Origin of the sequence: Neobacillus cucumis (genome assembly GCF_016908975.1) — a bacterium.
In the GTDB taxonomy this organism is placed as follows: Bacteria; Bacillota; Bacilli; order Bacillales; family Cytobacillaceae; genus Neobacillus; species Neobacillus cucumis.
The window spans coordinates 21,665-36,740 of the sequence record NZ_JAFBEX010000013.1; the positions used below are offsets into that span (position 1 = coordinate 21,665).

General features: G+C 42.1%; 11 protein-coding genes. All 11 read left to right on the forward strand.

The genetic code is table 11. From position 1 onward, the window contains the following. The first annotated feature begins 43 nt into the window (after positions 1-43). The 11 genes from ligA (at position 44) to aceA (ending at position 14,881) form a co-directional block, all read left to right on the forward strand. Positions 44-2,050, forward strand: a complete 2,007-nt coding sequence (gene ligA, locus JOC76_RS17785; protein WP_205179736.1) for an NAD-dependent DNA ligase LigA — start codon at positions 44-46, stop codon at positions 2,048-2,050. A 12-nt stretch (positions 2,051-2,062) separates the two neighbouring features. Further along, on the forward strand, positions 2,063-3,223 hold the full coding sequence (locus JOC76_RS17790) for a CamS family sex pheromone protein (RefSeq protein ID WP_205179738.1): 1,161 nt from the start codon (positions 2,063-2,065) through the stop codon (positions 3,221-3,223). Positions 3,224-3,376: 153 nt separating this feature from the next. Beyond that, a complete protein-coding gene (gene pruA / locus JOC76_RS17795) occupies positions 3,377-4,924 on the forward strand; it encodes an L-glutamate gamma-semialdehyde dehydrogenase (RefSeq protein WP_205179741.1) in 1,548 nt (515 codons plus the stop codon). Between the two features lie 298 nt (positions 4,925-5,222). Then, complete coding sequence (locus JOC76_RS17800) at positions 5,223-5,450, forward strand: hypothetical protein (protein WP_205179743.1); 228 nt, start codon at positions 5,223-5,225, stop codon at positions 5,448-5,450. An 88-nt stretch (positions 5,451-5,538) separates the two neighbouring features. Beyond that, positions 5,539-6,534 carry a hypothetical protein gene (locus JOC76_RS17805; protein WP_205179745.1) on the forward strand — a complete coding sequence of 332 codons (996 nt, stop codon included), beginning with the start codon at positions 5,539-5,541 and terminating at the stop codon, positions 6,532-6,534. A gap of 416 nt (positions 6,535-6,950) precedes the next feature. Next, positions 6,951-9,374 carry a nitrite reductase large subunit NirB gene (nirB, locus tag JOC76_RS17810; RefSeq protein ID WP_205179747.1) on the forward strand — a complete coding sequence of 808 codons (2,424 nt, stop codon included), beginning with the start codon at positions 6,951-6,953 and terminating at the stop codon, positions 9,372-9,374. Beyond that, positions 9,371-9,691 carry a nitrite reductase small subunit NirD gene (nirD, locus tag JOC76_RS17815; protein WP_205179748.1) on the forward strand — a complete coding sequence of 107 codons (321 nt, stop codon included), beginning with the start codon at positions 9,371-9,373 and terminating at the stop codon, positions 9,689-9,691. Before nirB ends, nirD begins: the two co-directional genes overlap by 4 nt. A 21-nt stretch (positions 9,692-9,712) precedes the next feature. Continuing rightward, on the forward strand, positions 9,713-11,167 hold the full coding sequence (gene cobA, locus JOC76_RS17820; protein WP_205179750.1) for a uroporphyrinogen-III C-methyltransferase: 1,455 nt from the start codon (positions 9,713-9,715) through the stop codon (positions 11,165-11,167). Continuing rightward, positions 11,164-11,784 carry an NAD(P)-binding protein gene (locus tag JOC76_RS17825; RefSeq protein ID WP_239557799.1) on the forward strand — a complete coding sequence of 207 codons (621 nt, stop codon included), beginning with the start codon at positions 11,164-11,166 and terminating at the stop codon, positions 11,782-11,784. The genes cobA and JOC76_RS17825 overlap by 4 nt, the downstream gene beginning before the upstream one ends. A gap of 184 nt (positions 11,785-11,968) precedes the next feature. After that, positions 11,969-13,561: a malate synthase A gene (aceB, locus tag JOC76_RS17830; RefSeq protein ID WP_205179752.1), complete on the forward strand. Its 1,593-nt coding sequence runs from the start codon at positions 11,969-11,971 to the stop codon at positions 13,559-13,561. A 36-nt stretch (positions 13,562-13,597) separates the two neighbouring features. Then, a complete protein-coding gene (gene aceA / locus JOC76_RS17835) occupies positions 13,598-14,881 on the forward strand; it encodes an isocitrate lyase (RefSeq protein WP_205179754.1) in 1,284 nt (427 codons plus the stop codon). Positions 14,882-15,076 lie beyond the last annotated feature (195 nt).

The window sequence follows — 15,076 nt, forward strand, 5'->3', positions numbered from 1 at the left end:
CTAGGACAGTACAAGATTACCTTTTAGTGAAAGGGCTGGATATATGGATCTTCAAACTGCTTCGAAAAAAATGGAGGAAATAAGAAGCCTTTTAAATCAATATGGTTATGAATACTATGTGTTAGACACACCAACGGTACCAGATGCCGAATATGACAAGCTGATGCAAGAACTTTTGGGTTTAGAGGAACAATTCCCTGAGTTAAAAACAGTCGATTCTCCTTCTGTCCGTGTTGGCGGTCCAGTACTTGATCTCTTTGAAAAGGTAGAGCATCGTACACCGATGTTAAGCTTAGGGAATGCCTTTAACGAAGGAGATTTAAGAGATTTTGACCGCAGAGTTCATCAAGCTGCAGGCGACAATGTTTCATATGTTGCTGAGTTGAAAATCGATGGACTTGCCGTTTCATTACGCTATGAAGACGGATTATTTGCTCAAGGAGCAACCCGTGGCGACGGTACCATTGGGGAAGATATTACCGCTAACTTGAAAACAATTAATGCGATCCCGCTCCGGCTTCGGGAAAATGTTTCGATTGAGGTGCGCGGCGAAGCATATATGCCAAAGCGCTCGTTTGAATCATTGAACAAGCAGCGGGAAGCGCGTGGTGAAGAGCTGTTTGCCAACCCAAGAAATGCAGCTGCCGGGTCATTAAGGCAGCTTGACCCTAAAATTGCAGCATCAAGAAAGTTGGATGTATTCTTATATGGCATAGGTAATCCAAATGAAGTGGGTGTTGTGAGCCATAGTGAAGGACTGGATTATTTAGATCAACTGGGCTTTAAAACCAATAAAGAGCGTAGAAAATGTGCAACCATTGAAGAGGTGATTGAGTATGTCAACAGCTGGGTAGATAAGCGTCCGACTCTTCCATATGAAATTGATGGAATTGTAATAAAAGTCGATTCACTTGCGCAGCAGGCTGCGCTTGGTACGACAGCTAAGAGCCCCCGCTGGGCAATTGCATACAAATTCCCGGCTGAAGAAGTTGTGACGACTCTTCTAGAAATTGAATTAAGTGTGGGAAGAACAGGCGTTATCACGCCGACAGCCATTCTCGAACCTGTTAAGGTAGCAGGGACAACCGTACAAAGGGCTTCCTTGCATAATGAAGATTTAATCCGCGAAAAGGATATTAAAATCGGTGATAAGGTGGTTGTGAAAAAAGCTGGCGACATTATTCCGGAAGTGGTGAATGTTTTAGCAGACCAACGAACAGGTGATGAAGTCGATTTTCATATGCCAACCCATTGTCCGGAATGTGAAAGTGAGCTTGTACGCTTAGAGGGAGAAGTAGCCCTTCGCTGTATTAACCCGAAATGTCCGGCACAAATTCGTGAAGGACTGATCCATTTTGTTTCCCGTGATGCCATGAACATTGACGGTCTTGGGGAAAAAGTCATCAGTCAGCTTTTTGCCGAAAAGTTAATCAGCGATGTTGCAGATATTTATAAACTGACCCGGGAGCAACTGTTAGCCCTTGAGAGAATGGGTGAGAAGTCTGTTACCAATCTGTTAAAAGCCATTGAGGCTTCCAAAGATAATTCCCTTGAAAGACTGCTATTTGGACTAGGAATTCGCCTTGTAGGAGCAAAGGCAGCGAAAACTCTGGCACAGCAATTTATGACTATGAATCAATTAGCTCAAGCTACAAAAGAGGAGTTAACGAGCATTAATGAAATAGGAGATAAAATGGCTGATTCGATCGTTTCATTTTTCGAGCAGGAAGAGGCTGGTGAACTTATTCATGAATTAGCTAATGCTGGCGTGAATATGGAGTACAAAGGGGCGAAACCTGTTTCTGCAGAAGAATCAAACAGCCTCTTTGCTGGGAAAACAGTCGTCCTTACAGGAAAACTCGAGCAATTATCACGAAATGAAGCAAAGGAAAAAATCGAAGCACTTGGCGGAAATGTAGCCGGAAGTGTAAGTAAAAAAACACATCTCGTCATCGCAGGTGAAGATGCTGGTTCTAAGTTAACAAAAGCTCAAGAACTTGGTATTGAAGTGTGGGATGAGGAGAGGCTTTTAGTAGAATTAAATAAATAAGAGGTGGACGACGTGAGGAAAGTCTCAGTGCTCGCTCTCTCCCTTGTCTTGTTGTTAAGTGCTTGTGCACCTAACTTTCAAAAGCAAAATGATACAGTTCAAACGGAGGAGAAGACAACAGGAAAGGCAATTATTCCTAAATATAATATCTCGAATAATTATTACCGGACCATCCTGCCATTTGAACCTGGGGAAGCGCGCGGATTAGTTGTTAACAATATTAATACTAGATATGACCTAAATGAGTTTGAAATGGGCTTGATGAGAATCGCCCAAAATAGTTTTAGTACAGATAAGTATTATTTTCAAGAGGGCCAGCAAATTAAGGGAGCAACCATTAAACAGTGGTTAAGCCGTCAATATACGCCTGCCCAGCTTAAAGCAAATAATATTAAGGCATCGGACAATATTGGATTGAATCCTGTTAATACTAGTCCAACCGGCAGTACCCCTTCAAGCCCTATTTATCTTGCTCATGTTCTCGAACATGATTACTTGACCAAGGACGACAAGGGAAATGTCTCACTTGCAGGAATCACCATTGGTCTGGCTTTAAATTCAATTTACTATTATAAGTTACAAACAGATGGCGATACCCTTGAGAAAAAGCTTCCGTATGCTGAAGTGGAGAAGCAAGGCAAGAGTATGGCTGCGGAAATCATAAAACGTATCCGTTCCATGAAGAATTTAGGCAATATCCCCATCACCATTGCATTATTTGAGCAACAAAGCAAAACTTCGGTTGTACCAGGGAACTTCACGGCGTATGCAACTGTTGATGAAGGAAGTTCTGAACTAAATGCTTGGAAAAAGGTAGATGAAAAATACTACTTATTCCCTTCTACTGAGGCGACAAACGACCATCGTGATGATACGATTGCTTTCTTAAACTTTAAACAAGATGTAGAAACATATTTTCCTAACTACAATGGGGTAATTGGTAAAGCTTTTTATAGTGGTGGTCAACTGCAAAGCTTAGATATCACGATACCCATCCAATTTTACGGTAAAACAGAAGGAATTGGGTTCACTCAGTATGTGACGGGGCTTGTTATGGAACATTTCCCTAAATATCTGTCCGTTACTGTTAGCGTCACTTCTGTTGACGGTCCTGAATCATTAATTGTCAAAGAGGCCAATGCAACGGAACCATTCGTTCATATTTATCAATAAGACCTGGCTTTGTGCTAGGTTTTTTTTTTTTGATAAAAAAAGTCAAGTCCCTAATACTAGAGATTTCTGTCATTGCGGCTCTTTTCTAGCTCATGTTAGAATAAAAATGGGTATAACCATTTTTATACATATTTTTGTGGGAGGGGTTTAGAAATGATACAACCTTATAAACACGAACCATTGACAGACTTTTCAGTAGATGAAAACCGTCAGGAGTATCTTCAGGCATTAAAGATTGTTGAAGGCTATTTGGGGCAGGATTATCCTCTCGTAATTGGCGGAGAAAAGATCACGACTGAAGAGAAAATCGTTTCCTACAATCCAGCAAAGAAAGAAGAAGTAATTGGCCGAGTTTCAAAGGCCAACCAAGAGCTTGCTGAAAAAGCCATGCAAGCTGCAAGTGAGACATTTAAAACATGGAAAAAAACAAAACCGGAAGTTCGCGCAGATATTCTATTTAAAGCTGCAGCGATTATACGCCGCCGCAAGCATGAGTTTTCTGCTTTAATGACAAAGGAAGCAGGAAAGCCGTGGAAAGAAGCAGATGCAGATACAGCTGAAGGAATCGACTTTCTTGAATTTTATGGACGACAAATGCTGTCATTAAAAGACGGTGTCCCAGTCCAAAGTCGTGCAAATGAATTCAATCGCTACGATTATATTCCACTTGGAGTGGGTATCATTATTTCCCCATGGAATTTCCCGTTTGCCATTATGGCAGGAACGACTGTGGCAGCCATTGTTTCAGGGAATACCGTTTTATTAAAACCTGCTTCGACTACACCTATTATCGCAGCGAAATTTGTTGAGGTAATGGAAGAAGCCGGGCTGCCTAAAGGGGTTTTAAACTTTGTACCTGGCAGCGGTGCTGAAGTGGGTGACTACTTAGTAGATCATAAAGATACACGTTTCATCAGTTTTACAGGCTCTCGTGATGTTGGTCTTCGGATTTTTGAACGCTCATCTAAATTAAGCCAAGGTCAAATTTGGATGAAACGCTTAATCGCCGAAATGGGTGGAAAAGATACGATTGTGGTGGATAAGGAAGCAGATCTTGAGCTTGCAGCCCAATCGATTGTGGCCGGAGCCTTTGGCTTTTCTGGGCAAAAATGTTCTGCCTGTTCACGAGCAGTCATTGTCGAAGATGTATATGATCAAGTCTTGAATCGAGTTGTTGAATTAGCCAATGAATTAACGGTTGGAGATCCAGCAGAACAAAGTAATTTCATGGGTCCAGTCATTGACCATAATGCATTTAATAAAATAATGGAATACATGGAAATTGGAAAGCAAGAAGGTAAGCTCATGACAGGCGGCGATGGAGATGAATCCAAAGGTTACTTCATCAAGCCTACTGTGTTTGCTGACCTTTCACCAACAGCTCGTATGATGCAAGAAGAAATTTTTGGACCCGTTGTTGGTTTTACCAAAGCTAAAGATTTCACAGAAGCAATTGAAATCGCCAATAATACAGAGTACGGCTTGACAGGGGCGGTGATCACCAATAACCGTGCCCACCTGGAACAGGCTCGTGAAGATTTCCATGTCGGCAATCTTTACTTCAACCGTTCTTGTACAGGTGCCATTGTCGGCTACCAGCCGTTCGGCGGTTTTAATATGTCCGGTACTGACTCCAAAGCGGGCGGACCTGACTACTTGCTTCTTCATATGCAGGCAAAAACAACTTCTGAAATGTTTTAACTTCATACAAAGTAAAGAAGCCCTTTCTCAAGTTGAGAAGGGGTTTTTTGTGCTAAAAAAGTAATAAATAAGAGGATAGCGAAAACAATATGTTTCATAGGACTTTTTCATCACTCGAGAATATATACCTAATTCATCCTTTGGATGTATATTTTGTAAATTAACGTATATGTTGTGATAATATTAAAAAGCAAGATGAGAAAGAAACATTTTAAAAAGAAATTCGTCATTAATAAAGAGCTTATTTTTAGCTAAAGGACTTAGATGGTATGTCATGATCCTTGGAGGTATTGTGCGTTTGATCCCATTATATTTGTTCCATGTTACAGCAGTTGCACATAGTGAGGGCTTGTTATTGCCCTTTTTAACCTGTAATGCCTTTGTCGTCATTTCTGGTATTGTCTTTATGTATAAATTGTTTACGCAAAAAAAGGTAGGATTAGCCGGGCTTTTGTTTGTGATAACCTTAGTCATTAATTATATCTTAATCGCTATATTTGGAGACCCTTTTGACCTGTTGGGATAAGGAGAGAAATGGACTCAAGTTGCTTTTAGAAGCAGTTCTCTTATTGCCTAGTCATGGAGCAAATCTTAGGTAAAAAGCTTGAGAGGGGATGAAAGAATTGAAATATTACCGTTTATGGGTAATTGCCTTTTTATTAAAATTTATAGGTTCTGCTTGGGACGCGTCGTACCATTTTAAATATTTATTTGAAGAATACTCGATTCCGCATATTGTTAATTTTATCGGATTTGCTTTAGGGGGATTCTTGTTATTCAAGGAGTGGAGACAATCTACTTACTTAGACGCTTTTTCTAGGAATCTCATTACAATTGGATATGCGCTGTTTCTCATCGGCATTCCTCTTGATTTTAGCTATCACATTGCCTATGGGATTGATTTAACAACCTGGAGCCCAACCCATTTTATTTATTATATTGCAACCGATATTATGATTTTTGGAGTATGGCGTGGTTTTTACTTTTACACATGGCATACCGTTCCGATATGGAAATCGCTGCATACATGGTTTGCCATGTTCTTGCTGGAGTGCCTTTTGTTTCCGAACATGCAGCAAGAAAACGGGGCCATTTCGTATGACCAGTATATTCATGGGAGGTCGATTGCTTCCAAAGAAATCCTTGAATTAATTTCAGACCCTGCCTCACAAATCTTCGGCGGTATTCCTGAATATGTGTATCCAATTTATTCGGTATTAATGATCGTATTATTAACAGTTGTAACCATTCGACTTTTACAGGATTTTAGCATTCCTTTCATGGGAGCGGTGCTTTACATTGGTTTAAGATTTCTCTACAAAGCCATCTTTGCGGCTGTAGGATATCCTACTTCCTATGTACCGATAACGATTATCTTGATTCCACTTGCCTTTTTGTTGTTTAGACGAATCAATTGGCTTGCGGGACTTATTGGCAGCCTAGCTTATTTTCTCAGCTTATATGCAATCCATGTTTCAGGTATCCTTATCACCCCGCCACTTGCAATATGGGAACTAGTTCCCGCAGCCATAGCAGGTAGTCTAGTCCCAGTCATCAATGCGATTATCAAACCACATCTTGCAATAAAAAAAACTAAACAACCTGCCTAACGTAAAAAGGGTGTCTGTCACCCTTTTTTATTTTAGAGGAAATTATATAATTTTCGCTTGTGGATAACTGTTAATATAAGGACTGTTGACGTCCAGCTCCAGCGCCTAGCCCCTCGATGGTCTACAGCCACTCAGGGAATGAAGGCAAAGAACGCCTTCTTTCCCTGAGCGTCTTATGCTTGTCGGGGCTGTTCAAGGCGCTTGCGCTTTTGTTCTTTTTGCCTTTTATTTATGGTGCATATATTGATGGATTTACTAGTTTGTGACAATTACTTGAAATGTTCACAATTGAGCAATCAGATGTGACGAACGTCACAATTTTTTAGGGTTATACCATTTACAATCTACATATAGAGAAAAACATATTAAGACAAAATTAATCAAATATATATTAACTATAAAGGAGCCAACCAGAAATGAAGAAACTAGTAATGATCGGTAACGGAATGGCTGGAGTAAGAACCATTGAAGAGATTCTTAAACTAAATGCGGAACCATTTGAAATTATCATCTTTGGGGAAGAGCCGCATCCGAACTACAATCGAATTAAACTATCCAATATTCTACAAGGGGACACCCATTTTGACGATATTATTATTAACCCGCTTGAGTGGTACCAAGAAAATAATATCCAGCTATACACAGGAGAAGCAGTTGAAAAAATCGATGTAGAGGCTAAGCGTGTCATTAGTAATCAAGGTCGTGAGGTAGAGTATGATGAACTCATTATTGCGACTGGCTCCAATTCATTTATACTGCCAATTCCCGGTGCGGACAAACAGGGTGTAACGGGCTTTCGTGATATAAAAGATTGTGAAATGATGATCAAATCAGCAGGTCAATATCAAAAAGCTGTTGTCATTGGCGGCGGGCTGCTTGGACTTGAAGCCGCAAGAGGACTTCTAAACCTTGGCATGAAGGTCGATGTTGTCCACCTAATGCCGCATCTCATGGAGCGTCAATTGGATCCAATCGCCTCTTCTTTATTGAAATCTGAACTAGAATCACAGGGCATGAACTTCTTAATGGAGAAACAAACTGTTGAGATTTTAGGTGATGAACGCGTAACAGGTCTTCGTTTTAAAGATGGTTCTGAAGTTGAAGCCGATCTTGTTGTCATGGCCATCGGTATTAAGCCCAACACGCAGGTGGCAAAAGACAGCGGTATTTATGTAAATCGTGGAATTGTTGTGAATGACCTTATGGAGACAAGTGTCCCACATGTTTATGCAGTCGGTGAATGTGCAGAGCATAGAGAAATTGTTTACGGTCTTGTTGCTCCATTATATGAACAGGGAAAAATCTTAGCCGGTCATATTAGTGGGATTGAAACCAAGCCATATGAAGGCTCTGTTACAGGAACACAACTAAAAGTAGCTGGTGTTGACCTATTTTCTGCCGGTGAAATTTTTGAAGATGGCACAACCAAATCCATTATGAACTATAACGAGTATGAAGGACTTTATAAACGAGTTTTAATCAGAAATAATGAGATTGTGGGAATCGTCCTCTATGGTGACACAAAAGACAGCACAAGGTTATATCGTATGCTGACGAAAAAAGAAGATATCAGCGGTGTTTCTATTTTCCATACAGAGTGTACAGGAGAAGGCGGCACTGACGATGTTGCTTCTATGGCAGCTGATGAACTAGTCTGCGGCTGTAACGGTGTTACCAAAGGCGCCATTGTCGAAGCAATCCAAACACAAGGCTTAACAACACTTGACCAAGTCAGCCATTGCACTAACGCTGGACGTTCTTGCGGACGTTGTAAACCAATGGTTAGTCAAATTCTTGCTTATACACTAGGCGACCAATTTGATGCTGCTGTTGCTCAGAAAACAAGCATTTGCGGATGTACAACCAGAAGCCGTGAAGAATTAGTCGCTGAAATTAAAGAAAAAGGTTTAACAAGCGTCAAGGAAGTCATGAATGTTCTAGAGTGGAACAATACCGAAGGCTGTACAAAATGCCGTCCGGCGATTAACTACTATCTTGGCATGATCCACATGGATGCATATAAGGATGACCGTGATTCTCGTCTTGTAAATGAGAAAATGCATGCTAATATCCAAAAAGATGGAACCTACTCTGTTGTTCCAAGAATGTATGGCGGGGTTACAACAGCAGCCGATTTGAAAAAAATTGCAGAAGTTGCTGAAAAGTATGACGTACCTTTAGTAAAATTAACAGGTGGACAGCGTATCGGATTGTTTGGCGTGAAAAAAGAAGATCTGCCGGCCATGTGGGAAGAGCTTGATATGCCATCCGGTTATGCTTATGGAAAAACACTTAGAACCGTTAAGACATGTGTGGGTGCACAATTTTGCCGCTATGGTACACAAGATTCCATGGCACTTGGCATCGAGCTTGAAAAGAAATTTGAACGTCTGGATACACCACATAAAGTGAAAATGGGCGTATCCGCTTGCCCAAGGAACTGCTCTGAAGCAGGAATTAAGGATATCGGTTTCGTCGGGATTGATGGAGGCTGGGAAATTTATGTGGCAGGTAACGGCGGTGTCGACCTTCGTGCCGGGGACCTTTTATGTACAGTGAAAACAGAAGAAGATGTAATGGAAATGACTGGTGCCTATCTCCAATATTACCGTGAAACAGCTAATTATTTAGAGCGGACATCTAAGTGGGTAGAGCGCATGGGACTTGACCATGTCAAGGAAGTTCTGGCAAATGAGGAAACACGTAAAGCACTCAACGAAAGAATGGACCAAACACTAAATAAATATATTGAGCCATGGAACGAAGCCATTCAAAATGAAGAAATCAAAGATAAGTATTATACAAGACACCATATTACAGTTGGGAGTGAATCCAAATGATCGACACAATTACCCGTATTCCAGTAGCACATTTTGCAAATGTTCAACCAAGGGCTGGGTATTCTATTAAAGTTGATACAACAGAAGTAGCTCTTTTTAAAACAACCAATGGATTGGTTTATGCATTAGAAAACCGCAGCCCGCATCCAAAGGGCGGGGTCTTGACTGAAGGTCTTGTTAGCGGGGAGTATGTGTATTGTCCGGTCTATGATTGGAAAATCTCTTTAATAGATGGAAAGGTTCAGGCACCAGACGAGGGTCAGGTGAGAACCTTTAAAGTGGAAATCAAAGAGGACATAATCTTTATAGTTTTATAAAAGGGGAAGGAAGGCTGCAGGATGAAAACAGGAAATGTATTTTTGGTAGGAGCAGGACCAGGTGATGTAGGCTTAATCACGGTAAAAGGATTAGAGGCGATTAAGCAAGCTGAAGTCATTCTATATGACCGCCTTGCCAATCCAAAGCTATTAGAATATGCCGGAAATGATTGTGAGCTCATTTATTGTGGTAAATTGCCTGATCGTCATACATTAAGGCAAGAGAGCATTAATGAACTTCTTGTCCAAAAGGCCTTAGCAGGAAAAATAGTGGTCCGGTTAAAGGGCGGCGATCCTGGTGTGTTTGGTCGAGTAGGTGAAGAAGCCGCAGCGCTTGCTGAATACCAAATTCCTTTTGAAATCGTTCCTGGCATTTCATCGGGGATTGCAGCCCCCCTTTATGCAGGAATTCCTGTTACCCATCGGGAGCATGCTGAATCATTTGCAGTCGTAACTGCCCATGATAAGTCGGATGCAGGTAAACCTCTTCTTGATTGGGAAGGTCTTGCCCGTGGTGTTGATACCATTGCCTTTTACATGGGGGTCGGTAATTTACCGTATATTTGTGAAAATCTCATTCAGCATGGCAAGCCTTCCTCAACACCTGTGATATTAATTCACTGGGGCACTTTTGGCCGGCAAAAAACATTGCAAGGAACATTGGCGGATATATCTGAGAAAGTATTGGAAGCTAAGTTCAGCAATCCGTCGATTATTCTAGTCGGAAAAGTCATCTCCCTTCGTGAAAAAATCAGCTGGTTTGAGAAAAAACCTTTGTATGGCCGGCAAATCCTGCTTGCCAGGACAAGTGCCAGCCCAAGTGAACTGGCAAAAGAATTACTTGCACACGGGGCCGATGTGATTGAATTCCCCAAGTGGAAAGTGACCAAGATGCCACTTGACCTAGCTAAAGTATCAACCTATGAAAAAATATTATTTACGTCACCTGAAAGTACGGATGAATTTTTCGCCGCTATGGTTGAACAAGGTATCGATATTCGCAGTACCCAAGCTGAATTTTATGGAATGTCTAGTAAAACAATGAAAGCATTGCGAGAACGAGGATTCATCGGGAAAATCGCCCAAGAGATTGTCGATGCTGAGGGCATGCTAATTGTCGGTGATCATCATCTTTTAGAGAAAGGCTATCAAAAAGCGGATGTTATGGTGACGAGTAAAAAAGAGTTGGACCGTCAGTTCCTGCCGATTTTTCAAAGAATGCTTCAGGAAGCACAAGTGAATACCATGATATTTCCTAGCAGTGCATCTATTGAACCATTTTTAGCCGCATTAGCGGATTGCGATATTAATGGAACTGAGCTGATAAAGGATAAACAGGTAATCGCTATGGGTGAATTAACGAAAGCTGCTGCCTTAAATGTTGGTCTAATTTCAGCTGAGAAGCCAGCAAGTCCGACAAAAGAAGCAGTTGTCGATTATCTGATTGGGCATCCATTACAGGGAGCACAAGTATGAGCGATATGAATTATCCTATCATGCTAAAACTTATTGGAAAAAAAGTAGTCGTGATCGGTGGTGGCAAGGTCGCGGAGCGAAAGGTACACAGCTTGCTTAGCACGGGTGCTGATGTGATGGTCGTAAGTCCCGAGACCACGGCTGCGATTCAACGTTTGTTTGAAGGTGGAAAAATTGTTTGGCAGAAAAAGGCTTTTTCTGCAGAAGATCTTCAGGATGCGGCGCTAATCTTTGCTGCAACGGATGATCATGAAATCAATCAGTCGGTCAAAGCTCTGGCTGGAAAACATCAGTTGGTAACCATGGCTGATGATCCAGACAACTCAGATTTTCATCTTCCTGCCCATGTCCAACGAGGCCGATTAAGTATCGCGGTGTCAACGGGAGGGGCAAGCCCAACGCTTGCGAGGAAGTTGCGTACTTCGCTTGAACAGCAATTTGATGAGCGCTACGAAGAATATCTCGATTTTCTTTTTACCACAAGGCAATGGATTCTTAAAGAGGTGGACGATGCCTCTTTAAAAAGAAAACTATTAACAGCGATTGCTAGTGAAAATTTCTTAAACAGTCAAAATCGCCAAGAAGATTTCCGACTTTTATATGATAAATGGAACTAAGAGCGGGTGCCTTTAAAAAGGGCACTCGTTTTTTTATGGGTAAAATTTTGCCTCTTTTATTAAAGGGGGGAAATTTACCTATTTTAAAAAATTTTAAAAATAAATGGTTCCCTTTTCCAATAATGTGTTATATAATACAAAACGAAGGATGTTTCTGTATTATAACAAAGAGGTGATCGAGTACATGTCGACGCAAACTACAGGCATTGAAGTGGTTGGGGCTTTAAAAGCCCAGTATGATGAGATTTTGACACCCGAGGCATTAAACTTAATTGAGGAATTAGAGCGCAATTTTGGTAGGCGCAGATTGGAACTGTTACAGTACAGAGAAAAACGTCAAGATGAAATTAATATTGGAAAACTTCCCGATTTTCTCCCTGAAACAAAACATATCCGCAACGGTGATTGGACAATTGCTCCTCTGCCAAAGGATCTCCAGGATCGACGGGTCGAAATTACAGGTCCTACCGATCGGAAAATGGTGATCAATGCGTTGAACTCAGGGGCAAAATTGTTTATGGCTGATTTTGAGGATGCCACTTCACCGACATGGGAGAGTATCATCGAAGGACAAATTAACTTAAGGGATGCAATCAATCGAACCATTTCCTTTGAAAATCCTAATGGAAAAAAATATATGCTTCATAAAGAAACAGCAGTACTCATTGTTAGACCCCGAGGGCTGCATCTCGAAGAAAAACATGTGCTTTTAGATGGCAAGCCAATCTCCGGAAGCTTTTTCGATTTTGGAATGTACTTTTTCCATAATGTAAAGAAATTACTTGCAAACGGCTCAGGACCTTATTTTTATCTGCCAAAGCTTGAGAGTCATTTGGAAGCCCGGCTATGGAATAATGTATTTGTTTATACACAAGAGAAGTTAGGGATTCCTGAAGGAACCATTAAAGCAACGGTTTTAATTGAAACCATTTTAGCGGCCTTTGAAATGGATGAAATCCTTTATGAGTTAAAACAGCACTCTGCTGGCTTAAACTGCGGGCGTTGGGATTATATTTTCAGCTATATTAAAAAGCTGCGTAACCAGCAGCAGGTTATTCTGCCAGATCGTTCGCAGGTAACCATGACGTCACCGTTTATGCGGTCCTATTCCCTATTAACCATTCAAACTTGTCATCGCCGCAAGGCTCCAGCTATGGGAGGCATGGCAGCTCAAATTCCTGTAAAAAACAACCCTAAGGCGAATGAGGAAGCATTTGCGAGGGTGCGAGCCGATAAGGAGCGGGAGGCTCGTGATGGTCATGATGGAACATGGGTCGCACATCCTGGTCTGGTGCCGGTCGCAATGGAAGTATTTAATCGCGAAATGCCAACCCCAAACCAGATTCATACAAAGAAACAGCAAAAAATATCGATTACCGCTGCTGACTTACTAGAAGTACCAAATGGCACGATCACCGAAGAGGGTGTCCGCACGAACATTAATGTAGGGATTCAATATGTTGCCTCCTGGTTAAATGGAAGAGGCGCTGCCCCGATTCATCATTTGATGGAGGATGCAGCTACAGCGGAAATTTCACGGGCCCAATTATGGCAGTGGATCCGCCATCCAAAAGGCATTTTAAACGATGGTCGTAAAGTGACAGCTGAAATGTATGAGCAATTAAAGCAAGAAGAGTTGGAGAAAATTAAGCTCGAGGTCGGCTCTGAAACCTTTGAAAAGGAGCGCTTTGCTGAAGCCGTACAACTATTTGACCGCTTAATCTTGAATGATGAGTTTATTGACTTCTTAACACTGCCTGGTTATGAGCAGCTATAGGATTTTATTTTAATAGATTCATAGGAGGAATTAAAAATGACAGATACAAGAACTGCGCAATTACAAGAAAGCTGGGAAATGGATAGCCGTTGGAAAGGGATTACTAGACCATATACTGCCGAGGACGTGTTGAAGCTTCGGGGTTCGATTGATATTGAACATACTCTGGCTCGGAAGGGGGCAGAAAAGCTGTGGAAGCTATTAAATGAAGAAGATTATATTCATGCACTTGGAGCGTTAACGGGTAACCAGGCTGTTCAGCAAGTGAAAGCAGGTCTGAAGGCCATCTACTTGAGTGGCTGGCAGGTTGCTGCTGATGCGAACCTATCCGGACATATGTATCCGGACCAAAGCTTGTACCCAGCTAACAGCGTTCCGAGTGTGGTAAAACGGATTAATCAAGCCCTGCAGCGCGCCGATCAAATCCATCATTCAGAGGGGGATCATTCCATTGACTGGTTTGCACCGATTGTAGCCGACGCTGAAGCTGGTTTTGGCGGACAGTTAAACTGTTTTGAACTCATGAAAGGCATGATTGAGGCAGGGGCGTCAGGTGTTCACTTTGAAGACCAGCTGTCTTCTGAGAAAAAATGTGGTCACTTGGGCGGTAAGGTGCTGCTGCCAACCCAAACAGCCGTGCGCAACTTGATTGCTGCTCGTTTGGCTGCTGATGTAATGGGAGTTCCAACGGTTCTTGTTGCTCGGACGGATGCAAATGCGGCTGATTTGATTACAAGTGATATTGATCCAATTGATGCACCATTTATAACAGGAGAACGGACTCCGGAAGGCTTTTTCCGTACGAAGGCAGGAATTGATCAGGCAATCGCCCGTGGTTTAGCCTACGCGCCATATGCCGACCTGATTTGGTGTGAGACTTCCGAGCCAAATATTGAGGAGGCACGGAAGTTTGCGGAAGCGATCCATGAGCAGTTCCCTGGTAAACTATTAGCTTATAATTGTTCGCCATCGTTTAACTGGAAAAAGAAATTAGATCAAGAGACGATTGCAAGGTTCCAAGAGGAGCTCGGCAAAATGGGCTACAAGTTCCAGTTTGTCACGCTTGCTGGTTTCCATGCTTTGAATCACGGTATGTTTGAGCTTGCCCGAGGTTATCGGGATCGCGGTATGGCTGCTTACTCGGAGCTGCAGCAAGCTGAGTTTGACAGCGAGCAATATGGCTATACGGCGACACGCCATCAGCGTGAAGTGGGAACAGGTTACTTTGACCAGGTGTCAATGGTGATTTCAGGCGGAACTTCGTCGACTACGGCCTTGAAGGGGTCAACGGAAGTAGAGCAGTTTACTGGTAATAAATAATGGATGTGTGTGGTCCTTCTCTCCGGGTGGAGAGGAGGATTTTTTTGAGTTCGTGAGGGTGCGCGTACGTGTACTCTCGGATGGGGTGTGGATACTCTCGGATAGGGTGGGTGTACTCGGGGATAAGGAGAGAATACTCTCGAGAAGGTTGGTTACTCTCGGATGAGACGACGATACTCTCGGCTAGGGTGAGTG